Genomic DNA, 25,543 nt, shown 5'->3' on the forward strand with positions numbered 1-25,543 from the left:
TGAACCTTCAGCCGTTTCTTCCGATGTAGGTGCTGAAACAGCAATCAAGGGACCATTCATGGATCACGAAGATATTATCGGCGCGCTCGTTCCGACCGTCGTTGAACAATCCAATCGCGGCGAACGCGCTTTCGACATCTATTCGCGCCTGCTGCGCGAGCGCATCATCTTCGTGACGGGCCAGGTCGAGGACAACATGGCCTCGATCATCACCGCCCAGCTGCTCTTCCTCGAGTCCGAGAACCCGAAGAAGGACATCTTCATGTACATCAACTCGCCGGGCGGCGTGGTGACGGCGGGTCTCGCGATCCATGACACCATGCAATATATCCGTCCCAAGGTCGGCACGGTTTGCATCGGTCAGGCGGCCTCGATGGGCAGCTTCCTGCTGGCCGCGGGTGAGCCGGGCATGCGCGTGGCGCTTTCCAATGCCCGCATCATGGTCCACCAGCCCTCGGGCGGTGCGCGGGGCATGGCAGCCGACATCGAGATCCAGGCCAAGGAAATTCTGCGCATCCGGTCGCGTCTCAACGCGCTTTATGCCAAATATACCGGCCAGAAGATCGCCAAGATCGAAGAGGCGATGGACCGCGACAAGTTCTTGGAAGCCGACGAAGCCAAGGAATTCGGCCTGATCGACCAGGTGTTCGACAAGCGCCCGAGCCAGGGCGAAGACAAGAACACCGGCGCCGGCGACGTGACGCCCAGCTAGACCGCGTCCTTCATCCAGAACATGCGTAAGGCGGGCCATGGGGGTCCGCCTTTCGTCATCACGGGCTTGCTCTCGCCTGACGAACGGGCATCAGAATTTATCTCCCATGTGGATTTTTGCTCGTGACCGCGCGACTGATTTAGGTTAATTTAACGGAGTGCATAGCCACTATCACACGCTGGGTATTCCCCCCACCGCCAGCGCACGCGAGATCCGGGAGGCTTATCGCGCCAAGATGCGTGTGCATCATCCCGATCGCGGGGCAGTCGATGGCGGCGCGCAGGCGGCGGAGATCAACGCCGCCTACAAGTGCCTTTCCAATCCAACCGAGCGCCGGCGGTACGACAAGCAAAACGGCTACAGCGAGGAGCCGATATTCCATTTTCATCGACCCAAGAGGCGCAATGCCCACAGCATCCATCCTAACGCGGAAGCAGCAGCCCGCGAGGAGATGCGTCGCCGACAAAGCAAGGGGCTTCCGATCAAGTGGATCGTGATGCTTTCGGTATTGCTGACCATCCCGCTGATCTACGGCATCTGGACCAACGGCTATTGAGATAGCCTTAATGTGCCGTTTTCGGGCACGACTTCCGGCCACCTTGCACCGCCGTAACCCCGACGCCATATGGCAGTTACAACCGAGGCGGCGCGTTAACGACTTTGCACGCTTGCCTCTGCTACAATAAGCCCTAGCATGCTGAGTTTGCGGGCGTTTCCTCGCAACGGGCGAATCGAAGGACGAATATGACCAAGCTTCAAGGCGGCGATAGCGACAGCAAGTCGACGCTCTACTGCAGTTTCTGCGGCAAGTCGCAGCACGAAGTGCGCAAGCTGATTGCCGGCCCGACTGTCTTCATCTGCGATGAGTGTGTCGAGCTGTGCAACGACATCATCCGCGAAGAAACCAAGTCGAGCCTGGTCAAGTCTCGCGACGGTGTACCCACGCCGCTCGAAATCAATGAAGTGCTCGATGATTATGTCATCGGCCAGAAGCAGGCCAAGCGTGTTCTCTCGGTCGCCGTTCACAACCATTACAAGCGATTGAACCATGGCGCCAAGTCGGGCGCGGAGGTCGAGCTTGCCAAGTCGAACATCCTGCTCGTCGGGCCGACGGGCTGCGGCAAGACGCTACTTGCGCAGACGCTGGCGCGCATCCTCGACGTGCCGTTCACGATGGCCGATGCAACGACCCTGACCGAAGCGGGCTATGTGGGTGAAGACGTCGAGAACATCATCCTCAAGCTGCTGCAGGCCAGCGATTATAATGTCGAAAAGGCGCAGCGCGGCATCGTCTATATCGATGAAATCGACAAGATCAGCCGCAAGAGCGACAATCCCTCGATCACGCGCGATGTTTCGGGCGAAGGTGTCCAGCAGGCGCTGCTCAAGCTGATGGAAGGCACGACCGCTTCGGTGCCGCCGCAAGGTGGCCGCAAGCATCCGCAGCAGGAATTCCTCCAGGTCGACACGACCAATATCCTGTTCATCTGCGGCGGTGCGTTTGCGGGTCTTGAAAAGATCATCGGCGACCGTATGCAGGGCAAGTCGATGGGCTTTGGCGCGCATGTCGAAGCGCCCGAGGAAAAGCGCACGGGCGAGCAGCTCAAGCATACCGAGCCCGAAGATCTGATGAAGTTCGGCCTTATCCCCGAATTCATCGGCCGTATGCCGGTCATCGCGACGCTCGAAGATCTCGACGAGGATGCACTCGTGCAGATTCTCAAGGAGCCGAAGAACGCGCTGGTCAAGCAGTACGCCAAGCTGTTCGACATGGAAGATGTCGAGCTCGTCTTTACCGACGATGCGTTGCTCGCGGTCGCCAAAAAGGCGATCGACCGCAAGACCGGCGCACGCGGCCTCCGCTCGATCCTCGAAGGCATTCTGCTCGACACCATGTTCGACCTGCCCTCGATGGAAGGCGTCGACGAAGTCCATGTCGATGGCGATGTCGTGGAAGGGCGCAAGGAGCCCGTCCGCGTCTATTCCAAAAAGGACAAGGAAAGCGCTGCCGGCGACAGCGCGGCCTAGCCGATCGACTCCATGACCCAGCAAGCCGTCGGCGCGCCGCTTTCGCGTCTGCCCAACTTTTTAACCGAGCCCAAGAGCTTGTGGCAGTCGATTGTCGGCGGCTGGAGCATCGCCTTTTTCGGGTCGCTGTTACTGTCCGCGCTCGCAATGACGGTATTGCCCGCCGCGCCGCCGCCCGATTTCTCCAACCTCGAAGGGCAGGCGGGGCTCGCCTTTTTCATGCTCGTCGTCTTCGCGCCGGTCGTCGAGACGCTCCTCATGGGCGCGATCCTGATGGGGCTGAGCCTTTTCCTGCGGCCGGGCATCGCGGTGATCGTCAGCGCGATCTTGTGGGGCATCGCGCACAGCACGATGGCGCTTAACTGGGGCTTCGTGATCTGGTGGCCCTTCCTGATCTTCTCGCTCCAGTTCGTGACGTGGCGGCGGCGCCATCTCGGCCTCGCTTTCCTGGTGCCGATGCTGACACACGCGATGCAAAATTCGCTGCCCGCGGTGACGATCGCTTTCCCCGGCTTGGTCCCGGCCTAGCCACCCATTGCACCGCGCGCCGCGCGCGCCCATATGGCGGGCATGACCACTGAAACCTTTCCCATCCTCCCGCTGCGCGACATTGTTGTTTTCCCGCAGCGCATCGTTCCGCTCTTCGTAGGCCGCGACAAAAGCGTCGCTGCGCTCGAAGCGGCGATGGATGTCGACAAGAAGCTTTTCCTCGTCGCCCAGCTCGATCCGGCGGACGACGATCCCGATCGCGACGCGATGTATGACCTTGGTGTCGTGGCCACCGCGGTGCAGTTGCTGAAGCTGCCCGACGGCACGGTGCGCGTGCTCGTCGAAGGCGGCCGCCGCGCCAAGTTGGTCGGTCTCCATGACAAGGGCGACTACACCGAAGCCGAAATCGAATATGTCGAAGAGAAGGAAGCGGACGGCGCGGAAGTGCAAGCGCTGATGCGCTCGGTGCTCGACCAGTTTGACAATTATGCCAAGCTCAACAAGCGGCTGCCGGCGGAAACGACCGTGCAGCTCGGCGACATCGAGGAACCTTCGGTGCTGGCCGATGCGGTCGCTTCGGCGCTGTCGGTGAAAGTGTCGGACAAGCAGGCGTTGCTGGGCGAACTCGATCCGCAGAAGCGCCTGGAAATGGTGTTCGCCTTCATGGAGGGCGAGCTGGGCGTGCTGCAGGTCGAGAAGAAAATCCGTAGCCGCGTGAAGCGGCAGATGGAGAAGACGCAGCGCGAATATTATCTCAACGAGCAGTTGAAAGCGATCCAGCGCGAACTCGGCGACGATGCCGAGGGCGGGGACGAGCTGCAGGAGCTCGCTGCGAAAATCCGCAAGACGCGGTTGTCCAAGGAAGCCAAGCAGCGCGCCGAACAGGAGCTCAAGAAGCTCAAAGCCATGGCGCCGATGAGCGCCGAGGCAACGGTCGCGCGCAACTATCTCGACGTGCTGCTGGCGCTGCCATGGGGCAAGAAGTCGCGGCTCAAGCGCGACATCGAGGAAGCCGAGCGGGTGCTCGACGAGGACCATTACGGGCTCGAGAAGGTCAAGGAGCGCATCGTCGAGTATCTCGCGGTGCAGGCGCGGACCAACAAGCTGAAGGGGCCGATCCTCTGCCTCGTCGGTCCGCCGGGTGTCGGCAAGACCTCGCTCGGGCGTTCAATCGCCAAGGCGACGGGCCGCGAATTCGTGCGACAGTCACTGGGCGGCGTGCGCGACGAAGCCGAGATCCGCGGCCACCGCCGCACCTATATCGGTTCGCTCCCGGGCAAGATCATTTCGAACCTGAAGAAGGCCGGGACCAACAACCCGCTATTCCTGCTCGACGAGATCGACAAGCTCGGTCAGGATTTTCGCGGCGATCCGGCATCGGCGCTGCTCGAAGTGCTCGACCCCGAACAGAACTCCAAGTTCAACGATCACTATCTCGAACTTGATTATGATCTGTCAGACGTAATGTTCGTCACCACGGCCAACTCGCTCGACCTTCCGCAGCCGCTGCTCGACCGCATGGAGATCATCCGGCTCGAGGGCTATACCGAGGACGAGAAGGTCGAGATTGCCAAACGCCATCTCATTCCCAAGCAGCTTGAAGCGCATGGCATGAAGGATGAGGAGCTGTCCTTTACCGACGACGGCCTGCGCGCGATGATCCGCCATTACAGCCGCGAAGCCGGTGTGCGGACGCTCGAACGCCAACTTGCCAAGGTCGCCCGCAAGGCGCTCCGCCAGATTCTCGAAAAGAAGGTGGAGAGCGTCGCGCTGACCGAAGAGAATGTCGGCGAGTATCTTGGCGTGCGCAAATATCGCTACGGCATGGGCGAGGAAGAGGACCAGATCGGTGCGGTCACGGGCTTGGCCTGGACCGAAGTGGGCGGCGAATTGCTGACCATCGAAGCGGTCACCGTGCCGGGCAAGGGCCAGATCAAGACGACGGGCAAGCTTGGCGAGGTGATGCAGGAATCGATTCAGGCCGCCATGAGTTTCGTCAAGGCACGCTCGCCCAGCTATGGGGTCAAGCCATCGATCTTCGCGAAGAAGGATATTCACGTCCACTTGCCCGAAGGCGCGGTGCCCAAGGACGGGCCATCTGCCGGCACCGGCATGGTGACAGCGATGATCTCGACGCTGACGGGTATCCCGGTGCGCCGCGACATCGCGATGACGGGCGAAGTAACGCTGCGTGGCCGCGTGCTGCCGATCGGCGGCCTGAAGGAAAAGCTGCTTGCGGCGCTGCGCGGCGGCATCAAGACGGTCCTGATCCCGCACGAGAACGAAAAGGATCTCGAAGAAATTCCGGCTAAGCTCAAGGATGATCTCGAGATCATCCCGGTGCGCCATGTCGACGAGGTTCTCGCCCGCGCATTGACCCAGAAGATGACGGCGATCGAATGGTCGGATGCTGACGAGTTGTCGACCGAGCCGCTTGTCCCGCCAACCGGTGACGAGCCCACAATTCGGCATTAATTTCGATTAATCCCGATTTGGGAGGCATTTTGGCGGATTTTTCGGAGTCTTGCCCTAGACAGCCCTCTTTAGGTTTGTCTTAAAGGCGCATCGAGACTCACGTCGCGTCGCGAGTCTCTCGGAGGCGACGCGCGCAAGAAGCGGGAGAGGCAGGGATATGAACAAGCAGGAGCTCATTGGCGAAGTTGCGGACCGCGCAGGGCTAAGCCGCAACGATGCGAGCCGAGCAATCGAAACCATGCTCGAGGTGGTGACCTCGACGCTCAAGCGCGGCGATGAAGTGCGCCTGGTTGGTTTTGGGAACTTCTCGGTTACACAGCGTAAGGCCTCGACGGGGCGTAACCCGCGCACGGGTGAACCGATGCAGATCAAGGCATCGATGCAGCCCAAATTCAGGCCGGGCAAAGTCCTCAAGGACGCCGTCCAGAAATAGTTGGACAGGTTCGGGCGGGCGCTCTATTGGCCTCGTCCGACCCGGATTTGGGGGCGCGTAGCTCAGTGGTAGAGCACTGTGTTCACACCGCAGGGGTCGCAAGTTCAATCCTTGCCGCGCCCACCATTTCCTGATCCTGTCATTGGATACGAAAAAGGCGCCCCGCGAAGGGCGCCTTTTCCTTTTCGGCAGATTGCTGCGCTTCTTAAGGCAGCAGGTAATCGGGCTGGAAGCTGCCGACCCGCTTGATCTCGTTCCAGTCGGCAAAGCTGATGTTGCGACCTTCGCGTTCGATCAGGCCCTGGCGTTCCAGTTCGGCGAAGACCCGGTTTACGTTGACCGAAGTCTGTCCCGTGATGTCCGCAATCTGCTGCTGCGTGAACGGCAGGCGGAGCGACTGGTTCGCACCGTCGATCCCGCAACGCGCTGCGGTTTCGCACAAGAGGTGCGCGACGCGCGCCGTGCTGTCGCGGCGACCGCAATTGACCAACCATTCGTGGCTGATCGATGCTTCGCGCTGCACCAGCTTGTAGAGGAAGTTGTTGATGCTTGGATGGGCATCGACGATCTTGGCGAAATCTTCGGCAGAACCTACCATGATTTCCGAGCGCGCAATCGCTTGCAGGCCGTAGTCGGCATTGCTCGGAGAGGGTAGAATGCCTTCGCCGGGGAAGCGCAGCGCGACGATCTGGCGCCGACCGCTTCCATCGGACTTATATTTACACATGATGCCCGACCTTACGAACATCACTTCATCTCGGGGGGAACCAGGCTCACGGAAGGGGCGCCGCGGGTCTACATGCACTACCTTGTGCGGCATTTCGCCCAGCGCCTTGGCTGCTGCTGGGTCCATTCCTACCTTAAGCAGGGTCTCTTCGAGTTCGACACCGGTTTCGGCGCGCGACATGGCTCGAATCACAATTATTGCTCCTTAGTGACAGTGGGGCCGAGCTAACACGGTTGCCACTCCTACGCACTTGAAATCTGACGCGATTTCTTAAGAATGCATGTTAATCTATGTTATTGTTAAAGTCACGAAATTATTTTTGGCTGTTTTCTCGGATTTTACTTTATCGTCGCTTCAGTGGCTCTGCGAAGTGCGAGTTTCCGAGCAGAAAATTACCTTCATTTTTGTCAGTAGTGTGGCAAATTGGCTTCACGCTTGCCTTTGTCCCCGCTGCCGCCTAATGAGCCGCTCGCATCCCATGACGGGGTGCTTGCGTGGCGACCGTAGCTCAGCTGGTTAGAGCACCGGTTTGTGGTACCGGATGTCGCGGGTTCAAGTCCCGTCGGTCGCCCCATTTCTTTATCGACTAGCGGTGGCAGCTACATCCATGACCTTCATTTGGGACCGTCCCAACTTCGACGCGCATGAAGCGGTGCATATCGTGACCGACCCGGCGAGCGGGCTGCGCGCCATCATCGCGATGCATTCGACCCATCTTGGCCCGGCCGCCGGTGGTACCCGTTTCTGGCACTACGCCGACGATGGCGATGCGATGACCGACGTGCTGCGCCTGTCGCGCGGCATGAGCTACAAGAATGCGATGGCGGGCTTGCCGCTGGGCGGCGGCAAGGCAGTCATCCTCGCGGATGCGGCGAAAACGAAAACACCCGAGTTGCTCGCTGCATTCGGCCGCGCCGTGGACCGTCTTGGAGGCAATTACGTTACCGCTGAAGATGTCGGGATGAGCGTATCCGACATGATCGCGATTTCGCGAGAAACCGATTTTGTCGCCGGCTTGCCTGTCGATGATGCCGGTGAGGTCGGCGGCGATCCGGGTCCCCACACGGCGCTTGGCGTGTTCCTGGGTCTCAAGGCTGCCGTGAAGCGCAAACTGGGCCGCGATACGCTGGACGGCGTGCATGTCGCGTTGCAGGGCGCAGGCAGCGTCGCCAGCCATCTGGCGCGCCATTGTGCCGGCGAAGGCGCGCGTATCTCCGTCGCAGACATCGATGCCGCGAAGGTAGAAGCGCTAGCCGCGGAAGTCGGCGGCACCGTCGTCGATCCCGCCGAAATCCTGTCGATCGAGGCCGATGTTCTGAGCCCGTGCGCGCTTGGCGCAATTTTGAACGAAGAAAGCATCGCGGCGCTCAACGCCCCGATCATTGCGGGCGCGGCCAACAACCAGCTGGCCCGCCCGGAAGATGGCCAACGCCTGGTGGCGCGCGATATCCTTTACGCACCCGACTACGTCATCAACGCGGGCGGCATCATCAACGTGTCGACCGAATATCTCGACGATGGCGGTCACGAGTTGGTGCGCCAGCGCATTGACGCCATTCCGGGACGTCTCGATCGGATTTGGGACGAAAGTGATGCATCGGGCCGCGACCCGGCAGCGGTGGCGGACAGCATGGCGCAGCGTCTGATCGGCCGCGCCTAATTTTTACGCCCGAAACGCACTGACAAAGCTACTGGTAGCGGCTAAGCCTCCGGCCATGCATCGCTTCGCCAATCCGGCGCGATTCCTCAAACTCGCGCGGCCTGCCACGACTGTTTGCCTGGTGCTCGGGCTGCTCTTGCTGCTGCCCGGCCTCTATGGCGGGCTGTTCGTCACGCCGCCCGATTACCAGCAGGGCGACAGCGCGCGTATACTGTACGTCCATGTGCCCGCGGCATGGCTCGGCATGGCGGCATGGGGCGGCATTGCCGCGGCGAGCCTGTCGACCTTGGTCTGGCGTCACCCGCTTGGCGCCGTCGCGGGCCGCGCCATCGCCCCCGTCGGGGCGCTGTTCGCGTTCCTGTGCCTCGCTACCGGCTCGATCTGGGGTAAACCCACTTGGGGGACGTGGTGGCAGTGGGAAGGCCGGCTGACCTCGATGCTGATCCTTTTCTTTCTCTACCTCGCCTACATCGCGCTGGCGGGCGCCGAGCGTGAGCGCGGCGGGGAAGGCCGCGGCGTCGCGATCCTGGGGGTGGTAGGCATCGTGATGCTGCCGATCATCCGCTACTCGGTCGATTTCTGGCAGGTGCTTCATCAGAAAAACTCGATCGATTTCTTGCGCGGTGAAAGCAGCATTGCCGATGAATTATTGTGGCCATTACCGCTGACGGTGCTGGGCTTCACGTTCCTTTTTGCAGGCATCGTCTTCGTGCGCATGCGCACCGATATCGCGCGGACAAAACGCGAGGCGCGGCTGAGGCGGCAAGCGGGAGACGCGGCATGAACAGCTGGCCCTTCGTCATCGCTGCCTACGCGCTCGTGCTAGGCGCAACGGCCATATTAGTGATCGCGAGCCTTGGGGCCATGCGCCGGGCCGAACGCGACGTGGAGGAACTCAAGCGCCGATGAAGGCCAAGCAACAACGAATGGTGCTCGCGCTTCTCGCGATCGGCGCCGCGCTGCTGGCGGCCGCTTTCGCCATCTGGGGGCTGCAGGATCGCGCCGCCTTCTTCCTGACGCCGCAAGAGGTTGCGGCCGGGCAGGCCGAACCGGGCCAGGCGTTTCGACTTGGCGGCATGGTCTCCAACGGGTCGCTGGTGCGCGAAGACGATGGCATTTCGGTCCGCTTCGAAGTCGAGGACATGACCGGAGGGTCAACGGTACCCGTGCGCTACACCGGCATCCTTCCCGACCTCTTCCGCGAAGGGCAGGGGGTCGTCGCTGAAGGGCGGCTTGACCCCGCCGGCACCTTCGTGGCCGACGAAATACTTGCCAAGCATGACGAAAACTATCTGCCGCCCTCGCTCTCCAAGCAGCACGAAGCGGCGGAGACTCTTCAGCAGTGATCGCGGAGCTTGGTCATGCGCTCCTGTGGCTGGCGGCGGCCCTGTGCCTCGCCCAGCTGGGGTTCGGTATTGCCGGGCTTAGAGGCAATGACGAAGCGGCGAATGCGGCGCTGAAGATTGGCGGCATACAGGGCGTGCTGGTCGTCGCCGCGTTCCTTATCCTGCTCTGGCTGTTCTACGTCACCGACCTGTCGGTGGAGCTCGTTGCGGCGCACAGCCACACCGCCAAGCCACTTCTCTACAAGATCACGGGCGCGTGGGGGAACCATGAAGGCTCGATGCTGCTGTGGCTGATGGTGCTGGTGGGCTCGGGCGCGATGGTCGCGATGTTCGAGAAAAGGTTGGATCTCAGGACACTGTCGGCGACGCTTGCGGCGCAAGCTGCGATCGCTATCGGATTTCTCGCTTTCCTGCTGCTGTCATCGAACCCGTTTGCGCGGCTTAACCCGCCAGCGGTCGAAGGGCAGGGGCTCAACCCGCTGTTGCAGGACCCGGGCTTGGCCTTTCATCCGCCGACGCTCTACGTCGGCTATGTCGGGCTGTCGGTTGCGTTCAGCCTCGCCATCGGCGCCATGCTGACGGGCAAGGTCGGTGCGCCGCTCGCTCGCGCGATGCGTCCCTGGGTGCTCGCCAGCTGGATATTCCTCACCATGGGTATCCTCGCGGGCAGCTACTGGGCCTATTACGAGTTGGGGTGGGGCGGCTACTGGTTCTGGGATCCGGTGGAAAACGCCTCGCTGATGCCCTGGCTGGCGGCGACGGCTTTGCTTCACTCTGTAGGTGTGCTTGCCGCGCGCAATGCATTGAAAGCCTGGACGATGATGCTCGCGCTGATCGGCTTTTCGATGTCGATGGTCGGCACCTTCCTCGTGCGCTCGGGCGTGCTGACGTCGGTCCACGCCTTCGCTGTCGATCCGGAGCGGGGGACCTTCATCCTTGCGCTGCTGGTGATCTACACCGGCGCGGCGCTCGCCCTTTTCGCATGGAAGATCGGCAATGTGCGCGATAGCAAACCGTTCGACCCGATAAGCCGCGAGGGCGGGCTGGTTGCCAACAACCTTTTGCTATCGGTGATCCTTGCGTTGGTGCTTTTCGGAACGCTCTATCCGATCCTGGCCGAAGCGATGGGCGACCGCATCTCGGTGGGGCCGCCATATTTCAACCTCGTCATTGGGCCGTTGGCCCTGCTTCTTGGCTTGTTCCTGTTCGTTGGCCCCAGCCTACGGTGGCGCCGCCACGACAAGCCGCTCGGCAAGATCGTGATTATCGGTGCCCTGGTCAGCGTCGCCACGTTTGTCGGCACTTACATCGTCGGTGCGCAAATGAGCTGGCTCGAGCGCGCGGGGCTTTCCATCGGCCCCGGGCTGATCATCGCCAGCTTCGCGCCGCTTGCCGGTCGGCGCCTGCTGCGTACCCCGTTGGCGATCATCGGCATGGTCGTGGCGCATGCCGGGCTTGGCGTTTTGCTCATCGGTTTCGCCTCCGAAAGCGCGTTCACCGTCGAGCGGTTGGTGCGTGCACAGCCCGGCGAACAGGTCGAGGTCGGTCCGTGGACGGTGGAATTCAAAGGCGTCGAACCGGTCGCGGGACCAAACTGGACCGCGGTCGAAGCAAATCTGCGCGCCAGCGTCGGCAGCGGCGTGGTCGAGCTCAAGCCGCAATCGCGCTTTTTCACCTCACCGCCGATGACGACCAGCGAAAGCGCGCTTGCGACCCGGTGGAACGGCCAGCTCTATGCGGTCGTGGGCGAGGGCAGCATCTCCGAAGGGTGGCAGTTGCGGCTGTGGTGGAAGCCCTTCGTTACGGCCATCTGGCTTGGCGGTCTGCTCGTTGCGCTGGGCGGCATCTTCGCGCTGGCGGGGCGCGTGGTCGGTGAACGCCGCCGGGCGCGTGCCATGGCCACCGAGCCAATCGGCAGCGGGACCAAGGGCTACGCGATATGACGCGCTTCATCCCGATCATCATTTTCTTTGCGATCATCGTGGTTGCGGGCTGGCGGCTTGCCGTGCCGCGCGAGGAGCAGGTGCGCTCGACCCTTGTCGGGCAACCCGCGCCCGAATTTGCGCTTAAGGCAGCGCTGGAGGGCAAGCCCGGCCTTTCGACCGCCGACCTTGCCACCGGGCAGCCGCGCCTCGTCAATATCTTTGCCAGCTGGTGCGTGCCGTGCATTGCCGAGGCACCCTTGCTCGACGGCATGGCGAAGAGTGGCATTCCGATCGATGGGATCGCGGTGCGCGACAAGCCCGAGGATATCGCGCGCTTTCTCGCCCGGCATGGCGATCCGTTCGATCGCCTCGGCAACGATCTCAACAGTGCCGCGATGATTGCCTTCGGCGCCTCGGGGGTGCCGGAAACCTTTGTCGTCAACGGCGAAGGGATGATCACCTATCATCATCAAGGCCCACTGCTGCCCGATGACGTTCCCCGGTTGCGGCGCGAATGGAAGGCGGCACGATGAGATGGCTTGTTGCCTTTTCCGCCATAATGCTGGCCGCACCGCTACAGGCGCAAAGCGACCTGCCGGCGGCCGAGTGGGCCTATGTCCAGCTGCCCGATCCGCAGATGGAAGCAGAAGCGCGCGAACTGATGCTCGAACTGCGCTGTCTTGTCTGTCAGGGGCAATCGATCGCCGATAGCGACGCGGAAATGGCAGGCGACATGCGCCATCTCGTGCGCGAACGGATGCTGGCCGGCGACAGTCCCCAAGAAATCCGCGCCTACTTGGTCGATCGCTATGGCGAATGGGTGACCTATCGCCCGCCCACGTCGTCGCTGACGCTGCCATTGTACGTCGCGCCCATCGTGCTGATCCTTGCCGGCTTGTGGCTGTTGCGGGGCCGTTTCAGGCGGAGGGAGAAGCAATGATGGGCTTTTTCCTATTCGCGGTCGCGGCGCTGCTGGTCGTCATCGCGCTGTGGGTGCTGGGCGTACGCCAGGCTTGGCTTACCTATGCAGCCGCAGCCTTGTCGCTCGGCGGTGTCGGCTATGCGATATACGGTTCACCCGGCCAAGCGGGAACCCCGCGCGAAGCGACGCAGAATGCCCGCGCCCCGATGAGCCTCGACGGTGCGCGCCAGACGTTTTTCGGTCGGTTCAACACGGCCGAGCAATGGGCCACGATGGCATCAGGCTATGCAGGGCGCGGCGATACGCGCAGCGCGGCCGGCGTCCTCAAGTCCGCCGTACGCGAGCATCCGCGCAATTTTGCGTTGTGGACGCTCTACGGCAATGCGTTGGCGGATCATGGCGGCGGTTACACGCCCGCGGCGCGGCTCGCTTATTCGCGCGCCGAAGCGCTGGCAGGCGACACGCATCCCGGCCCGCGCTTCTTCCGCGCGCTCGCGCAGGCGCGTTCAGGCGAACCACGCCTCGCGATCGAGACGTGGCGCGGTCTTCTCGACAATAGCGAGATGAGCGACGACATGCGCCAGTTCACGATGCTCTCGATCGCCGCCTATGCGCCAATGCTCGACCCGCAAGAGGCCCAGGAACTTCAGGCCCAGTCGACAGGCTCGTAGTCGATATCGTCGAAGGTGTCGGCAACCGCCTTGTGACGCACCTTGCCGTCCGAGACATTGAGGCCATTGGCCAAATGCGGATCGTCCTTCATCGCCTGCATGGCGCCCTTGTTGGCGATTTGCACGGCGTGGGGGAGGGTCGCATTGTTGAGCGCGAAGGTCGACGTACGCGCCACCGCGCCCGGCATGTTGGCCACGCAATAATGAATGACCCCATCGACTTCATAGACAGGTTCGTCATGCGTCGTCGGTTTTGACGTTTCGAAGCAACCGCCCTGGTCGATCGCGATATCCACGATCACCGAACCGCGCTTCATGAGCTTCAGCATGTCGCGGGTGACCAGCTTGGGCGCGGCCGCGCCCGGCACCAGCACCGCGCCGATGACGAGATGGCTTTCCGCAACCGCACGCTCGATCGCGGCCTTGGCGGCATATTGCGTCTTGATGGTGCTGCCGAAGTGAAGATCGAGCTCGGCCAGACGGTCGGGGTTAATGTCGTAGATGGTAACATCGGCGCGCTGGCCCGTCGCCATCATCGCGGCGTTCACGCCGGCAACACCGCCGCCCAGGATCGCGACCTTGGCGGGATAGACGCCCGGTACGCCGCCAAGCAGGACGCCGCGGCCGCCCTGTTCCTTCTCAAGATAGTGCGCACCGACCTGCACCGACATGCGACCCGCAACCTCGCTCATCGGTTTGAGCAGCGGCAGCGTTCCCGCGGGGCTCGTCACCGTTTCGTAGGCAATGCAGGTGGCGCCCGACTTCATCAGGCCTTCGGTCTGCGGCTTGTCGGCAGCAAGGTGGAGATAGGTATAGAGCGTGTGGTGCGGTCGCAGCATCGCGATTTCCTGCGGCTGCGGTTCCTTGACCTTCACGATCATGTCGGCCTGCTCGAACACCTCTTCGGCAGTCTCGACGATGATGGCACCGACACGCACGTAGGCTTCGTCGGTGAAGTCGATGCCCATGCCGGCCTGCGTCTCGATGATGACCTCGTGGCCGTGATTGACGAGTTCGGCGACCGAGGTGGGGGTCAGGCCCACCCGATATTCGTGATTTTTGATTTCCTTGGGCACACCAACGCGCATGGCAACTCTCTCCGTCAGATATTCACAACAACGCGCTTATGCTGCGTTTGCTGTTTGAGCAGCCCTCTAGGACTGCTAGACGCTGCGCGCAATGACGAGTCTGCCGTTCTCTTGAGCGCTGCGACGCAAGAACAGAGCAAGAGTGCTCAGACGAAGCTTGCTGCCGGTGCCGTCGGTATCGTGTTCGGCGACATTGGTACCTCGCCAATCTATGCGTTTCGCGAGACTTTTTCGGGTCACCACACGCTCGTTCCCGATGCCCTGCACGTCTACGGGGTCCTGAGCCTGATCTTCTGGTCGATGATGACCATCGTGACGCTGAAATATGTCACGCTGATCATGCGTGCAGACAATAAGGGCGAAGGGGGCAGTCTTGCATTGCTCGCGCTGGTGACGCGAAAAGGCGAAAACAAGGCCTGGACCCGCAGCATTGTCCTGCTCGGCGTGTTCGCGACCTCGCTCTTCTACGGCGACAGCATGATCACCCCGGCCATTTCCGTCCTCTCCGCTGTCGAGGGGCTGACGACCGTCTCCCCGGCAATGCAACCGCTGGTTATCCCGATCGCGGTCGGGATCCTCATCGGACTGTTCAGTGTGCAACGCTTCGGCACGAGCGGCATCGCGCGCTTTTTCGCTCCGATCATGCTGGTCTATTTCGTGACGCTGGCGGGGCTCGGGCTCAGCCATATTCCCGACCACCTCCCGGTCCTGTGGGAAATGCTCGATCCGTACAACGCCATCCATTTTTTCCTGACAGAGCCCACGCGCGCGCTGTTCGCCTTGGGGTCGGTGGTGCTGGCAGTCACCGGGGCGGAAGCGCTTTATGCCGACATGGGGCATTTCGGGCGCGGCCCGATCCGGATCAGCTGGCTCGCATTCGTCATGCCAGCTTTGCTGCTGAATTATCTGGGGCAGGGGGCGCTGATCCTGTCGAACGACCTCCAGACCGCACAGGCCATGGCGCAGAACCCCTTCTTCTTCCTCGCGCCAGAGGCGATGCGCCTGCCGCTGGTATTGTTGGCAACGCTCGCCACGATCATCGCAAGCCAGGCGGTCATCACCGGCGCCTTTTCGGTAACGCAGCAGGCGATCCAGCTGGGCTTCATACCGCGCCTGCGTATCGAACATACGAGCGAGGACGCGGCCGGGCAGATCTACATACCGGCGATAAACTGGGCTTTGATGATCTCGGTGATCGCGCTGGTCCTGACTTTCGGTTCATCGAGCAATCTTGCCGCGGCCTACGGTATCGCGGTCACCGGCGCGATGCTGATCGATACCGTGCTTATTGCCGTCGTGTTCCTTGTCCTGTGGAAATGGAAGAAGCGATACGTGCTGCCGCTGCTCGCGCTCTTCTTCATTGTCGACATCATGTATTTCGGTGCCAACTTGTTGAAGCTGCCCGAAGGCGGCTGGGTGCCGCTGATTATCGGCGCGATCGTTTTCACGCTGCTGACAACGTGGGCCAAGGGCCGGAAGCGGCTGCTCAAACGGATCAACGCCGAGGTGATGCCGCTCGACATTTTCTGCGCCTCCACCGTGAAGCGCGCGACGCGCGTGTCCGGTACGGCGGTGTTCCTTACGACCTCGACGCACGGCGTTCCGCATTCGCTGCTGCACAATCTCAAGCACAACAAGGTGCTGCATGAACGCACCTTCCTGCTGACGGTGAAGATCGCGGACGAACCCCGCGTGCCGTCGAGCAAGAGGATCGAAATCACGGATCACGGTGGCGGGATGTATCGCATTGTGCTGCATTACGGCTTCATGGACCGCACCGACATCCCTGCCTCGCTTCGCAAGCTCAAGAAGTTCGGCGGCCCGTGCCGGGACATCGAGACCAGCTATTTCCTGGGCCGCCAGACACTGTTGGCATCTGGCGCGCGCGGGCCGCGGGCCCTTCGAGAGACGCTGTTTTCTTGGATGATGCGCAATTCCGAAAGCGCGATGACTTTTTTCCGCTTGCCGGCCAACCGTGTCGTCGAACTTGGGAGCCAGCTTAAGCTATGAGTGGTGCCCTGATCGTCACGGCTGCGCTTGAGCGGCGGATTCATGATCGGCTGACCGGGGAGCGCAAGGCGCATTTCCCCGCCGAGCGTAACTATCTCGACGCGCATCTAACCATGTTCCACGCGCTCCCGCCCAGCTGCGAGAGCGAGGCGGAGAGCCTGCTCAAGCGTATCGCCAATGACTGCAAGCCGCCCCGCGCGCGTCTGTCCGACGTGATTTCGCTGGGCAGGGGCGTGGCATATAAGGTCGAATCCGACGACCTGCGGCGCATCCGCGATGTCATCGCCGATCATTTCCATGGCATGTTGTCAGCGCAGGACAGCCAAGGCTGGCGTCCGCACATCACGATCCAGAACAAGGTCAAACCGTTCGAGGCGAAAGCATTATTGGACGAGAAGCGCGAGACCTTCGAACCCCGACCGCTCGATATTATCGGGCTGTCGCTACACCGCTACATGGATGGGCCGTGGGAAAAGCTGGGAAGCTGGCGCTTCCGCGGGCTCGACATCGCCTAGGTGACCGAACCAATGCCTTCGCAGTCCAGCTCGAATGCGGCCATGCCGGTTTCGAGTACGGAGGCCAGCATCGGCGTTTCCAGCAGGACCTCGGTGATCTGGCTTTCTTCGCCAGCCGCTTCTAGCGCCTCGCTCCATTCATCGGCGTCATAATCGCCCTGGCCGACCAGGACGAACGCCAACAGTTCAGCCTGCTGGTCGTCGGCAAGGTCATCGATGATGCCTTCCAGCTCTTCTTCGACGCTGGTGTTGATGTCGTCGTCGAGCACCGAATAGGCTTCGTCATCGTCATTGCCATCGACGTTGTCGGGGCTTTCATCGGCGTCATAATTGGTCGGAACCTGCGCTTCATATTCGCGAGCGCGAATGATGATCCGGCACAAGGTTTCCAGCGGGGTCACAGGTTCCATCGGGTCGGCCTCTTTCTACTCTTTCCATGAAGCCAAACCGCAGCCGAGCCCGCTGGTTCCCGATTGCCGCGAATGTCATGATTGACGGGGAAGAGGGCGGCTTCTATAGGCTCCCCCCGCAGCGCAACATATCGCGCCTGCCTATGCCTTGGGGCGGAGTAGCTCAGCTGGTTAGAGCAGCGGAATCATAATCCGCGTGTCGGGGGTTCAAGTCCCTCCTCCGCTACCAAATAAGGCCCTAAAAACATTGGGTTTTCTTAAGCCTGTGCCTTGCTATGGCTTCCGAGTCACTCTCCCAGATATTTTCGCGGGATTCTTTGGTTTTTCGTTGGTTTCCGTCTGATTCCGGCGTGTCCATGCAACAATTATGAGGCAGGGGATTGGAGCCTGCTGGACGTCGTTCCGACAGGCTTTTGCCACGGACAAACTGCTGGTCTTTAGGCCACAATTTTGGTTCCACGGTGATGGCTGACGGACTTTGCAAAACCATGCAACAGACGGGCTAGGGTGTTCTCGCCTTGGAGCGTTGCAGCTCTGCACAAGCATCTTCCAACTCATGTAGGTTATTCGAGTTCTTGAGGCGATGTCGGCGAGCGCTTCAAAATCCTTAGTGAGCATCTGCCTCAGGGGCTTATTCAGCCTTGTTCGAGTGAATTGGGTGATAAAGTCTGAGGGTAGTTTGCCGTCGGTGTCGGCGCCCGCGTTCTGAAAGGCATCCTTTGCATCTTGCGCTGTCATAAAAAGGAGCCCCAATTCCCTACGTGAGCCAGAACGCATGTCCTCCAGAAGCATTAGCATCAGGTATTTTAAATCTTGCTGCTGACTGGTTTGAGACCCCAACTTCAGTTCCACACCCAAAATCGAGATTGACGACACAAAGAGGCCGTCTTGTTAAGTGACGTTTCCCGCGCCCCAATCATATCTTGTTGGCGCTTCTCGGCCGATGCTCTCAAAGGGGCCCTTGTCGTCCATGCCGGCTGGCTCGTGCAGCAATCTACCCACGACCTCGCCAAGTGCGATTGCGAAAGTGATGTCGAAGATGTGGTTTAGGGGCTCTTCCAGACCTCGCATCTTTGAAAATTGGAATCTGCTGTTCCCTCTCTGGAATATAGACTTCCTCCTTATTGAACGCGATCGCGGGGCACCCGGATATGATCAGCTTCTAATTCCCAGAGGCGCATTGGAATGGATTTCAAGCCGAGATATTTTGGCGTCCAATAGAGCTGCTCCAAAGCATCCCGATATTTTGAGGTCCAAAGCAATTCTTCCTCCTCGTAATCCGACATTCCCGAAAGCGACCTTTTCGAGCGAAATTGCCTAATGATTTAGGAAAATGTCTGTCGCGGGAACAGGCCGACGCTAGCGATAGACCATGTTTGAAAACGCGTTCAACAATATCGACCGCGCCCTTCGCAATGATGAAGGGCTTGCCTCCGAATCGGACTATGTAGAGCAAACCATTTGGCTTCCATGCCTTGCGTCACGCCGCTGCTAGCGCGTGGATTAAGCAAGGAATTGACCTCAAGCGCCTTTCCACATGGATGGGACACCGTTCGGTACAAATGACACTCGATACATATGGTCATCTGATAGAGGATGAGGGAGTCGATTCAATGCTAGCGATCGCAGCCAGCGAAGGCCTAACGTAACTTCTAGGGGAGCATATTTTGGCCTAAAGGACTGCGAACAGGCACAGTAGCACAGAGGATGAAAAGACACCTGAAGTCCAGATCGTCGAGAAGACCAGCGCAATGATTGCGAGACTCATTCGTAAGCCTTTCCAGCTAGGGAACTGAGAGAGTAAACAATCATTTATATTGCGGAGCGTTAATCCGAGTGCGCTTCACACGGGAAGCCCCATCATTACATGATGGGGCTTTTCCGCCAAAGGCTCTGTTAAGCCAAAGCATCGTAGTCCTACCCTGACAGCTCGGGGCTTATTGGAAACGGATCTCCTAATGATTTAGAATTCACTGCGCTGCAGTCCAAACGGCAGCCGAAAAGCATGCTTCGCTCTGTGGGAACTGACCCATCAAACCCACGGCCGTCCAACTTTCAATTTTGCTCTTAATTGGATCTTTCAGTAATATACCGCACGCCCCTTCGAGTTATAATTCGTCTTTGTTGAACCACTGGTCCCTAATTGTTGGTTCAATCTAACAGCGTGCATGAGGGGCTCGCCGCACCTGCGGTGAGCCCTTTTTTCTTTCGCTAATTCAGAGGTGAGGTTTTGAGACCGCCCTTGCTCCTTTGACGTAGAGTTCGTCCACGTCGAGCCTCTTACGTGCAATTCTTCTAGTCTTCAGAAAGATCCTTGTACCGTGGGTCTACCTCCCCGCTCCGCTACCCGATCGTAATCACATTCAAATTGCTCGCATCTCGATGTGGGAACATCCGAAATGGTTTAAAGATTTACTATATACTTTTGCGATCGGCGTAATCCGCGCTTCATGGATTTATCCCGGTCCCCGGATGCACGATCTAGCGTGGAAGAAACTTCGCTTGGAGTGGCGGAGCTGGAAGCGCTCAACTTGAATTCCCCGCCGGGGGTGCGTTGGATCAAGGAACGCTATTTTCCTCTTCGTGCGAAATTTGCGCTCGCCTGTACGCTCGCCTTTTCTTGGATGACTTTAAGCATATGGCTGTCGCTCCCTTGGTTACAGGAACTCGCGTCAGTCATCGGTTTTGTCCTCGCCGTTTTTGTAATCACCTTTATCGCGTACGTCCCGGGTTTCATGAACGCCTTTTTGCTCTCGACGCTTCTGCTCGACCGACAGCCGCGACGAAAGGCTTTGAGTATTTATCCTGGCGTTAGCGTACTTGTGGCAGCGTACAACGAAGAGGACGCTATCTGCGATACGCTCGAAAGCCTCGCGCGACAACGATATCCCGGCGAGGTCGAAATAATGGTTCTTAATGACGGGTCGAGTGATAAGACGGTCAAGCTCGCTCGCAGCAAGATCAGGAGCCTAGGATTCAAAAGTAACATCAAAGCGCGCGTTATTGACTTCAAAGTCAATCGCGGAAAATCAGCTGTACTAAATGATGGGCTAGACAAGTCCAAACACGATCTCGTTGCGACAATCGATGGCGACTCTTGGGTGAAGCATGACGGCTTGCGCAAGCTTGTCGAGCGCCTACTTTCGGACCCGCCGGAAACCGAAGCGGTCGCAGGCGCGGTCATGGTTCGAAACTCGCGCGACAATTTTCTATGCCGCGCCCAGGAGTGGGACTACTTTCATGGCATCGCCTCGGTAAAGCGAATGCAGGGAATGTATCATGGCACTTTAGTCGCTCAAGGTGCCTTCTCCCTGTACAGCCGCAAGGCACTCGTGGAAGCGGGCGGCTGGCCCGAGTGCGTGGGCGAAGACATTGTTTTGTCTTGGGCGATCCTCGACCAAGGGTATAGGATAGGTTACGCGGACGACGCGCTTGCCTTCACAAATGTTCCAGACAACGTTCGGCAGTTTGCTCTCCAACGAAAACGTTGGTCGCGCGGGCTTATGGAAGCGTTCAGGTCTCATTGGCGGTTACTATTCAGGCGGCGCATGTCGACGCTGTTTATCTGGTGGAATGTCTGCTTTCTACCGCTCGATCTCGTATACACGCTAGTTTTCATCCCAGGCCTCGTGCTCGCGTGTTTTGGTAAGTTCTATATCGCAGGTCCACTAACTATCGCGGTCTTGCCTCTGACGATACTCTGGAACGGAATTATTTTCCGCATTCAGTCCGAAGTCTATCGGCGCGAAGGGTTGATCGTGAGACGCAATCTGCGCGGATTTCTTTTCTACGCGCTCGCTTACAGCTTGTTGTTGCAGCCAGTTTGCGTCTGGGGATACGCGGCCGAGCTGCTCGGCCTGAGGAAAAGATGGGATACGAAATGATGCGTTTTCATTTTTATGATGTGCTGCTTTTCGTTGCGGCTTTTATCGCGTTTCCGGGAACGGCAATGGCACAAGAAGAAGTCGACCTGGCGAGGAGTACGGCTAGTCCAGCGGTTGGTGTCGAATTCTGGTTCAGCGAAGACTCGGACGGCACCTCTGTGAAAAAATTTGTTGGCAGAGCACTTTGGGACTTTGAAAACCGCGAGAAATATACTGGCATAGCGGTGGAGGAGGTCTGGTTTGGTCCTGCGACAGGTGACGAGCGTCAGCATAGTCGTATCTATTTAGATCTTGCGGATCACATCGGTTCGGACTGGCGATGGCGCGCCCGCGTCGGCTCGGACGGCGAGACCCTACTTGGTAACGCTGAGCTTCGCCGCACCGATTGGGCACAAAGTATCTTCATTGAACGCGAGATTGTTGAAACTGACCAAGGGCTGAAGCGCGGCATCTATTACACGTTTATCGGTGCTAGTGCCGATCTTCCCGTTAATGATACTAGCCTGCTTGCCCTGACAGCAGGAGTTCAGGCGTTCACCGGAGAGAATGTAAGGCTGCATGTGAGAGGCCGGTACATCCATTCGTTGCGAGAAGAATGGGGTCTAAGTGCGCACCTTGATGCGCGCTATTACCACTCGACCCGACCCGGAGAGTTTGACTATTTCTCGCCGCAAAACTTCGTCCGATTAGTTCCGTTGCTGCAGATGCGCAGGCGAACCACCTCAGGTTGGATTTTTCTCGCTGCAGGCGGAGTAGGAGTGCAACAAAGTACGGATAGTGATTGGTCGCTAGCTCGGTATGGCCAGTTGCGGCTGGAGAGCCCCACTACTGCTCCAAGCCTTCATGCGTTTGCCGAGATACTTCACACCAATGACTCTATTTCAGGTGGAACCGATTACACTTACACAATGGGACGTGCTGGGCTGACCTACGCATTCTGATTATAATGACTGCCCGCTGGTCTAGGGTTAGCTGTTGGAGGAAAAATGCAGACGTGAGGCGCGATTTGAGCCAAGAGTACGGATTATTGAATGGCATGAGCCTCGAAAGCTAGCGTTCCATCCCTTTGCGAGATGACTATTTGCGGCTTCTAGGTGCTAACATGCCACATAAGCTAGCCGGCGCAACCTCATGTAAAACCATAATTGTTTTAATCCTGCCTGCCCAGTCGAGTTTTGCTTCTACCCAACTTTCACCCGGAATGCCCGGAAAGTGCGCTGGATCGAATTTTGTGATCCCTCCGGACGTGTCGAAAAGGATCTGCTTGCCATCGGTGAAGCATGCGTATGTCGCAACGCCTTCTCGCTTCAAAGGCAGCCATTTTGTTGATTTGCGCCAGTTCTCCGCCATCGATCGTCTCTCCAAAAGCGCGGAGCGTAGAGTCCGGTGTTACGAAACACATACGGCACTACGATTAGGAAGCCCTCTCTTGCTTAGAATAACTAGCAGGTTAACTCAACTCCAACAGAGTCATGGGTCATGCCTTGGGAGAGGTGAGCAGCCTTTGAACAATAAAAATGTCCGGAGTTTTAATAGGTTGTTGCTGTATCGGTTCTCAATCACCCAGACCCGGTTTTACTAAATGTTTACCGGCTTTGTTCAAAAGGTCCATTATGGACCAGACGTTAAACAAAGCTGTGATTTTGTCAGCAATCGCTGCCTGTGCAATCGCGTCACCCGCCAGAGCGGATGGCGTGCGTGCAGGCACATTGATCGAAAACACCGCCAGCGCGAGCTACAACAGCGGCGGCACGACGGCCTCGGTCGATTCAAACACCGTGCAGCTGACCGTGGACGAGCTCCTCGACGTTGCCGTCACTTCGCTCAATACCGCACCGTCGGATGGTGGGTCAGATCCGGTCGTCCTCAATTTTAGCGTGACGAACACGGGAAACGGCGAGGAAGCATTCACGCTTTCTGCTGACCCATCGGTGCCTGGCAATGATTATGATACGACTGTCGACCGCATCGCGGTCGATAGCAATGGCAATGGCGTTTATGACGATGGCCTCGATGCCATTATTACGCCGAGCGGCGCCACGCCGCTGATCCAGCCGGACGACAGCCTCACGGTCTTCGTGATTGTGAACAACCCGGCTGGAGTGAACGATGGCGATACCAGCCAAGTTAGCCTGATTGCCGAAGCCGAGACCGGCAGCGGCACACCGGGCACCGTTTTTGCTGGGCAGGGCGAGGGTGGCGGCGATGCCGTTGTCGGTTCCAGCACCGCACAGGACAACGACGCTGGCACCATTATCGTCGGGCTGGCTGATGTCAGCCTCACCAAATCGGTTGTCGTGGTCGACCCGTTCGGCGGCACCGAAGCTGTGCCGGGCGCGGTGCTGACCTATTCCATTGTTGCCAACGTCAACGGAAGCGGGACCGCCGAAGGGCTGCGCATTACCGATGTGATTCCTGGCGGCACCAGCTACCAGAATAATAGCCTAAAACTAGATGGCGCGCTGCTCTCCGATGCCGCCGATGCCGACGCCGGGCAGGCTTCGTCTGCCGGGATCGACGTGCTGTTGGGCGATGTCACCGGCGGTAATTCCAAGACGATCACCTTTAGCGTCATCATCAACTAGGAGCCTGTAAATGCTCGGAAAACCCACCATTTTGATCGCCGTCGCCTCGCTTTTTGCGGCGACCCCCGCCTTTGCGCAATCCCCCGCTATCCAGTTGGATAGCGACGTGGAACTCGCGCAGGAAATCCTGACTAAGGAGGGCGCACAGACCCAGTTCGTTGAGCCGGCCAAGGTCGTGCCAGGTGACAAGCTGCGTTTCACTATCTCCTACCGCAATGTCGGTAGCGATCTGGTTGAAGATTTCGTCGTCACCAACCCTATGCCGTCTGCCGTCATGCTCGCTGCCGAAGGCGCTGCCGAACATGAAGTGTCGGTCGATGGCGGTGATAGCTGGGGTGCACTTGCTGACATGATGGTCACAGACGCCGTTTCGGGCAAGCCACGCGCGGCGATTTCCGCCGATGTGACCCATGTTCGCTGGTTGCTCGCCAAGGTTCAGCCCGGAGAGGTCGGTCAGCTCCAATATTACGCAATCGTCCGCTGAGAGGCGATTGGACCGCCCAAGGTTCGCGGGCGGGCTCGGTAAAGCGCGGACCAGGAATTTGTGAGGACTAAGATAATGAAAACAACCAGCAAATTGCTGGGCGGAGTTAGTGCCATCGCACTTACTTTGGTCAGTGCGAGTCCGGCCATGGCGGATGGCACGCCAGCCGGCTCGACGATTCAAAATACGGCTTCAGTTGATTACAGGGTCAACAATGTAAGCCAAACAGCCGCCACAGGCTCCGACAGCTTTATTGTGGACCGAAAGATCAACTTGACGGTCGAAGAGGTCGGCAACGCCACTACTTCGGTGGGGCCTGGGCAGACCGAACAGGCAACGACGTTTCGTATCACCAATCTGTCAAATGCTGCGCTCGACTTCGACTTGCTTGCTACTCAAGCGAACAATGGTGCGACGACCGCGCATGGCGGTACCGACAGCTTCAACGTCACCAATGTGCGCTACTTCTTGGATAATGGAGACAATGTCTATGGCGCTGGCGATACAGAGATCTTCTATCTCGACGAAATCGCCGCTGACGACGATTCGGTCGTCCACGTAGTTGCTGACATTCCGCTTGGCCTGACTTCCGGCGACGTTGCCGGCGTGACGCTGACGGCGACTGCGGCCGAAGCCGGGACCGCCAACGCGCTTGGCGCAACTGTGACTGAAACAGCGGGTGCCAATACCGCAAACATGGATACCGTCTTCGTGTCGGCCGTAAGCAATGGCGGTGTCGCCAGCGCTTCGGACAATGATGACTATACCGTCCAGGCCGCGGGCATTAGCGTCGACAAGACCAGTCGTCTTATCAGCGACCCGGTCAATGGCGCCAGCGATCCCAAGTTCATCCCAGGCGCGATCGTCGAATATTGCATCGCTGTTTCCAACAGCACCGGCAGCGCGACCGCAACCGATATTGCCGTCTCGGATACGATCCCGACGACCGTCTCCTATGACGCGACGTTTGGCATCCGGCTGAACGGCACGGTCGATGGTTCCGGCGCCTGCTTGGCGGATGGCACCTCGGGCGGCAGCTTCAGCGGCGGGACGGTGTCGGGTTCGCTTCAGGATCTGGCGGGTGGCGACACGCGCACCCTGCTGTTCCGGGCGACCATCAACTGATGAGGGAAAGCGGCGGAACGGCTCGTCCGCCCGCCGCGCCACATCGAGTCCTCG

Annotated in this window: 24 protein-coding genes, 3 tRNA genes and 2 pseudogenes; 25 read left to right on the forward strand and 4 right to left on the reverse strand. The window is 59.4% G+C overall.

Features of this window, described 5'->3' with window-relative positions:
• Positions 1 to 58: 58 nt before the first annotated feature.
• From NUX07_RS05810 to NUX07_RS05840, 7 genes and pseudogenes are all read left to right on the forward strand, one after another.
• A complete protein-coding gene (locus NUX07_RS05810) occupies positions 59 to 712 on the forward strand; it encodes an ATP-dependent Clp protease proteolytic subunit (protein WP_265529552.1) in 654 nt (217 codons plus the stop codon).
• Between the two features lie 157 nt (positions 713 to 869).
• Entirely contained in the window at positions 870 to 1,268 is a 399-nt protein-coding gene (locus NUX07_RS05815) for a J domain-containing protein (RefSeq protein WP_265529554.1), read from the forward strand.
• A 188-nt stretch (positions 1,269 to 1,456) separates the two neighbouring features.
• On the forward strand, positions 1,457 to 2,740 hold the full coding sequence (gene clpX, locus NUX07_RS05820) for an ATP-dependent Clp protease ATP-binding subunit ClpX (RefSeq protein ID WP_265529555.1): 1,284 nt from the start codon (positions 1,457 to 1,459) through the stop codon (positions 2,738 to 2,740).
• Between the two features lie 12 nt (positions 2,741 to 2,752).
• A complete protein-coding gene (locus tag NUX07_RS05825; RefSeq protein ID WP_265529556.1) occupies positions 2,753 to 3,268 on the forward strand; it encodes a CPBP family glutamic-type intramembrane protease in 516 nt (171 codons plus the stop codon).
• Between the two features lie 42 nt (positions 3,269 to 3,310).
• The gene (lon, locus tag NUX07_RS05830) at positions 3,311 to 5,704 is read left to right on the forward strand and encodes an endopeptidase La (protein WP_265529557.1); all 2,394 of its coding nucleotides are present in this window, start codon (positions 3,311 to 3,313) and stop codon (positions 5,702 to 5,704) included.
• 130 nt (positions 5,705 to 5,834) lie between these two features.
• Positions 5,835 to 6,137, forward strand: a pseudogene (locus tag NUX07_RS05835) (HU family DNA-binding protein); the annotation flags it as partial.
• A 51-nt stretch (positions 6,138 to 6,188) separates the two neighbouring features.
• Positions 6,189 to 6,263, forward strand: a tRNA-Val gene (locus tag NUX07_RS05840).
• Between the two features lie 79 nt (positions 6,264 to 6,342).
• On the opposite strand, the gene NUX07_RS05845 is transcribed toward NUX07_RS05840, so the two are convergent.
• Entirely contained in the window at positions 6,343 to 7,056 is a 714-nt protein-coding gene (locus tag NUX07_RS05845) for a Crp/Fnr family transcriptional regulator (protein ID WP_265529559.1), read from the reverse strand.
• A 305-nt stretch (positions 7,057 to 7,361) separates the two neighbouring features.
• On the opposite strand from NUX07_RS05845, the gene NUX07_RS05850 reads away from it, so the two are divergent.
• The 9 genes from NUX07_RS05850 to NUX07_RS05890 all read left to right on the forward strand — a co-directional run bounded on the left by NUX07_RS05850 (position 7,362) and on the right by NUX07_RS05890 (position 13,388).
• A tRNA-His gene (locus tag NUX07_RS05850) sits at positions 7,362 to 7,438 on the forward strand.
• A 33-nt stretch (positions 7,439 to 7,471) separates the two neighbouring features.
• Positions 7,472 to 8,524, forward strand: coding sequence for a Glu/Leu/Phe/Val family dehydrogenase (locus tag NUX07_RS05855; protein WP_265529560.1), 1,053 nt, complete (start codon positions 7,472 to 7,474; stop codon positions 8,522 to 8,524).
• A gap of 55 nt (positions 8,525 to 8,579) precedes the next feature.
• Positions 8,580 to 9,308, forward strand: a complete 729-nt coding sequence (gene ccmC / locus NUX07_RS05860; protein WP_265529562.1) for a heme ABC transporter permease CcmC — start codon at positions 8,580 to 8,582, stop codon at positions 9,306 to 9,308.
• Entirely contained in the window at positions 9,305 to 9,433 is a 129-nt protein-coding gene (ccmD, locus tag NUX07_RS05865; protein WP_265529563.1) for a heme exporter protein CcmD, read from the forward strand. The genes ccmC and ccmD overlap by 4 nt, the downstream gene beginning before the upstream one ends.
• The gene (ccmE, locus tag NUX07_RS05870) at positions 9,430 to 9,870 is read left to right on the forward strand and encodes a cytochrome c maturation protein CcmE (protein WP_265529565.1); all 441 of its coding nucleotides are present in this window, start codon (positions 9,430 to 9,432) and stop codon (positions 9,868 to 9,870) included. Before ccmD ends, ccmE begins: the two co-directional genes overlap by 4 nt.
• On the forward strand, positions 9,867 to 11,813 hold the full coding sequence (locus tag NUX07_RS05875; RefSeq protein ID WP_265529566.1) for a heme lyase CcmF/NrfE family subunit: 1,947 nt from the start codon (positions 9,867 to 9,869) through the stop codon (positions 11,811 to 11,813). The genes ccmE and NUX07_RS05875 overlap by 4 nt, the downstream gene beginning before the upstream one ends.
• The gene (locus NUX07_RS05880) at positions 11,810 to 12,328 is read left to right on the forward strand and encodes a DsbE family thiol:disulfide interchange protein (protein WP_265529567.1); all 519 of its coding nucleotides are present in this window, start codon (positions 11,810 to 11,812) and stop codon (positions 12,326 to 12,328) included. The genes NUX07_RS05875 and NUX07_RS05880 overlap by 4 nt, the downstream gene beginning before the upstream one ends.
• Positions 12,325 to 12,735, forward strand: coding sequence for a cytochrome c-type biogenesis protein (locus tag NUX07_RS05885; protein ID WP_265529568.1), 411 nt, complete (start codon positions 12,325 to 12,327; stop codon positions 12,733 to 12,735). Before NUX07_RS05880 ends, NUX07_RS05885 begins: the two co-directional genes overlap by 4 nt.
• Positions 12,732 to 13,388: a tetratricopeptide repeat protein gene (locus NUX07_RS05890; protein ID WP_265529569.1), complete on the forward strand. Its 657-nt coding sequence runs from the start codon at positions 12,732 to 12,734 to the stop codon at positions 13,386 to 13,388. The genes NUX07_RS05885 and NUX07_RS05890 overlap by 4 nt, the downstream gene beginning before the upstream one ends.
• Here the strand turns inward: NUX07_RS05890 and ald are convergent.
• Entirely contained in the window at positions 13,364 to 14,476 is a 1,113-nt protein-coding gene (ald, locus tag NUX07_RS05895) for an alanine dehydrogenase (RefSeq protein ID WP_265529571.1), read from the reverse strand. The two genes, NUX07_RS05890 and ald, sit on opposite strands and share 25 nt — an antisense overlap.
• A gap of 111 nt (positions 14,477 to 14,587) precedes the next feature.
• Between ald and NUX07_RS05900 the strand changes: the two genes are divergently transcribed.
• Both NUX07_RS05900 and NUX07_RS05905 read left to right on the forward strand, forming a co-directional pair.
• Positions 14,588 to 16,486 carry a potassium transporter Kup gene (locus NUX07_RS05900; RefSeq protein ID WP_265529572.1) on the forward strand — a complete coding sequence of 633 codons (1,899 nt, stop codon included), beginning with the start codon at positions 14,588 to 14,590 and terminating at the stop codon, positions 16,484 to 16,486.
• Positions 16,483 to 17,001, forward strand: coding sequence for a 2'-5' RNA ligase family protein (locus NUX07_RS05905; RefSeq protein ID WP_265529574.1), 519 nt, complete (start codon positions 16,483 to 16,485; stop codon positions 16,999 to 17,001). Before NUX07_RS05900 ends, NUX07_RS05905 begins: the two co-directional genes overlap by 4 nt.
• Here NUX07_RS05905 and NUX07_RS05910 read toward each other — a convergent pair.
• Entirely contained in the window at positions 16,998 to 17,411 is a 414-nt protein-coding gene (locus NUX07_RS05910) for a DUF3775 domain-containing protein (protein WP_265529576.1), read from the reverse strand. The two genes, NUX07_RS05905 and NUX07_RS05910, sit on opposite strands and share 4 nt — an antisense overlap.
• Before the next feature lie 152 nt (positions 17,412 to 17,563).
• Between NUX07_RS05910 and NUX07_RS05915 the strand changes: the two genes are divergently transcribed.
• From NUX07_RS05915 to NUX07_RS05930, 4 genes and pseudogenes are all read left to right on the forward strand, one after another.
• Positions 17,564 to 17,640, forward strand: a tRNA-Met gene (locus NUX07_RS05915).
• Positions 17,641 to 18,877: 1,237 nt separating this feature from the next.
• Positions 18,878 to 19,060, forward strand: a pseudogene (locus NUX07_RS05920) (tyrosine-type recombinase/integrase); the annotation flags it as partial.
• A gap of 858 nt (positions 19,061 to 19,918) precedes the next feature.
• Positions 19,919 to 21,295: a glycosyltransferase gene (locus tag NUX07_RS05925; RefSeq protein ID WP_265529577.1), complete on the forward strand. Its 1,377-nt coding sequence runs from the start codon at positions 19,919 to 19,921 to the stop codon at positions 21,293 to 21,295.
• Entirely contained in the window at positions 21,280 to 22,236 is a 957-nt protein-coding gene (locus NUX07_RS05930; protein ID WP_265529579.1) for a hypothetical protein, read from the forward strand. The genes NUX07_RS05925 and NUX07_RS05930 overlap by 16 nt, the downstream gene beginning before the upstream one ends.
• 136 nt (positions 22,237 to 22,372) lie before the next feature.
• On the opposite strand, the gene NUX07_RS05935 is transcribed toward NUX07_RS05930, so the two are convergent.
• The gene (locus NUX07_RS05935) at positions 22,373 to 22,645 is read right to left on the reverse strand and encodes a hypothetical protein (protein WP_265529581.1); all 273 of its coding nucleotides are present in this window, start codon (positions 22,643 to 22,645) and stop codon (positions 22,373 to 22,375) included.
• A 263-nt stretch (positions 22,646 to 22,908) separates the two neighbouring features.
• Between NUX07_RS05935 and NUX07_RS05940 the strand changes: the two genes are divergently transcribed.
• From NUX07_RS05940 to NUX07_RS05950, 3 genes are all read left to right on the forward strand, one after another.
• A complete protein-coding gene (locus NUX07_RS05940; RefSeq protein WP_265529583.1) occupies positions 22,909 to 23,880 on the forward strand; it encodes a hypothetical protein in 972 nt (323 codons plus the stop codon).
• Between the two features lie 10 nt (positions 23,881 to 23,890).
• Positions 23,891 to 24,364 carry a hypothetical protein gene (locus tag NUX07_RS05945; RefSeq protein ID WP_265529585.1) on the forward strand — a complete coding sequence of 158 codons (474 nt, stop codon included), beginning with the start codon at positions 23,891 to 23,893 and terminating at the stop codon, positions 24,362 to 24,364.
• Positions 24,365 to 24,439: 75 nt separating this feature from the next.
• The gene (locus tag NUX07_RS05950; RefSeq protein WP_265529586.1) at positions 24,440 to 25,489 is read left to right on the forward strand and encodes a hypothetical protein; all 1,050 of its coding nucleotides are present in this window, start codon (positions 24,440 to 24,442) and stop codon (positions 25,487 to 25,489) included.
• The last annotated feature ends 54 nt before the right edge of the window (positions 25,490 to 25,543 follow it).

This window comes from Sphingomicrobium marinum, assembly GCF_026157105.1.
In the GTDB taxonomy this organism is placed as follows: Bacteria; Pseudomonadota; Alphaproteobacteria; order Sphingomonadales; family Sphingomonadaceae; genus Sphingomicrobium; species Sphingomicrobium marinum.

Coding starts and splice junctions, on each gene's coding strand:
- NUX07_RS05890 (WP_265529569.1), top strand. CDS start 12,732: ATGATGGGCTTTTTCCTATTCGCGGTCGCGGCGCTGCTGGTCGTCATC.
- NUX07_RS05910 (WP_265529576.1), bottom strand. CDS start 17,411: ATGGAACCTGTGACCCCGCTGGAAACCTTGTGCCGGATCATCATTCGC.
- NUX07_RS05935 (WP_265529581.1), bottom strand. CDS start 22,645: ATGGCGGAGAACTGGCGCAAATCAACAAAATGGCTGCCTTTGAAGCGA.
- ccmE (WP_265529565.1), top strand. CDS start 9,430: ATGAAGGCCAAGCAACAACGAATGGTGCTCGCGCTTCTCGCGATCGGC.
- NUX07_RS05940 (WP_265529583.1), top strand. CDS start 22,909: ATGGACCAGACGTTAAACAAAGCTGTGATTTTGTCAGCAATCGCTGCC.
- ccmC (WP_265529562.1), top strand. CDS start 8,580: ATGCATCGCTTCGCCAATCCGGCGCGATTCCTCAAACTCGCGCGGCCT.
- ccmD (WP_265529563.1), top strand. CDS start 9,305: ATGAACAGCTGGCCCTTCGTCATCGCTGCCTACGCGCTCGTGCTAGGC.
- NUX07_RS05825 (WP_265529556.1), top strand. CDS start 2,753: ATGACCCAGCAAGCCGTCGGCGCGCCGCTTTCGCGTCTGCCCAACTTT.
- NUX07_RS05905 (WP_265529574.1), top strand. CDS start 16,483: ATGAGTGGTGCCCTGATCGTCACGGCTGCGCTTGAGCGGCGGATTCAT.
- NUX07_RS05880 (WP_265529567.1), top strand. CDS start 11,810: ATGACGCGCTTCATCCCGATCATCATTTTCTTTGCGATCATCGTGGTT.
- NUX07_RS05930 (WP_265529579.1), top strand. CDS start 21,280: ATGGGATACGAAATGATGCGTTTTCATTTTTATGATGTGCTGCTTTTC.
- NUX07_RS05945 (WP_265529585.1), top strand. CDS start 23,891: ATGCTCGGAAAACCCACCATTTTGATCGCCGTCGCCTCGCTTTTTGCG.
- clpX (WP_265529555.1), top strand. CDS start 1,457: ATGACCAAGCTTCAAGGCGGCGATAGCGACAGCAAGTCGACGCTCTAC.
- NUX07_RS05885 (WP_265529568.1), top strand. CDS start 12,325: ATGAGATGGCTTGTTGCCTTTTCCGCCATAATGCTGGCCGCACCGCTA.
- NUX07_RS05810 (WP_265529552.1), top strand. CDS start 59: ATGGATCACGAAGATATTATCGGCGCGCTCGTTCCGACCGTCGTTGAA.
- lon (WP_265529557.1), top strand. CDS start 3,311: ATGACCACTGAAACCTTTCCCATCCTCCCGCTGCGCGACATTGTTGTT.
- NUX07_RS05950 (WP_265529586.1), top strand. CDS start 24,440: ATGAAAACAACCAGCAAATTGCTGGGCGGAGTTAGTGCCATCGCACTT.
- NUX07_RS05855 (WP_265529560.1), top strand. CDS start 7,472: ATGACCTTCATTTGGGACCGTCCCAACTTCGACGCGCATGAAGCGGTG.
- ald (WP_265529571.1), bottom strand. CDS start 14,476: ATGCGCGTTGGTGTGCCCAAGGAAATCAAAAATCACGAATATCGGGTG.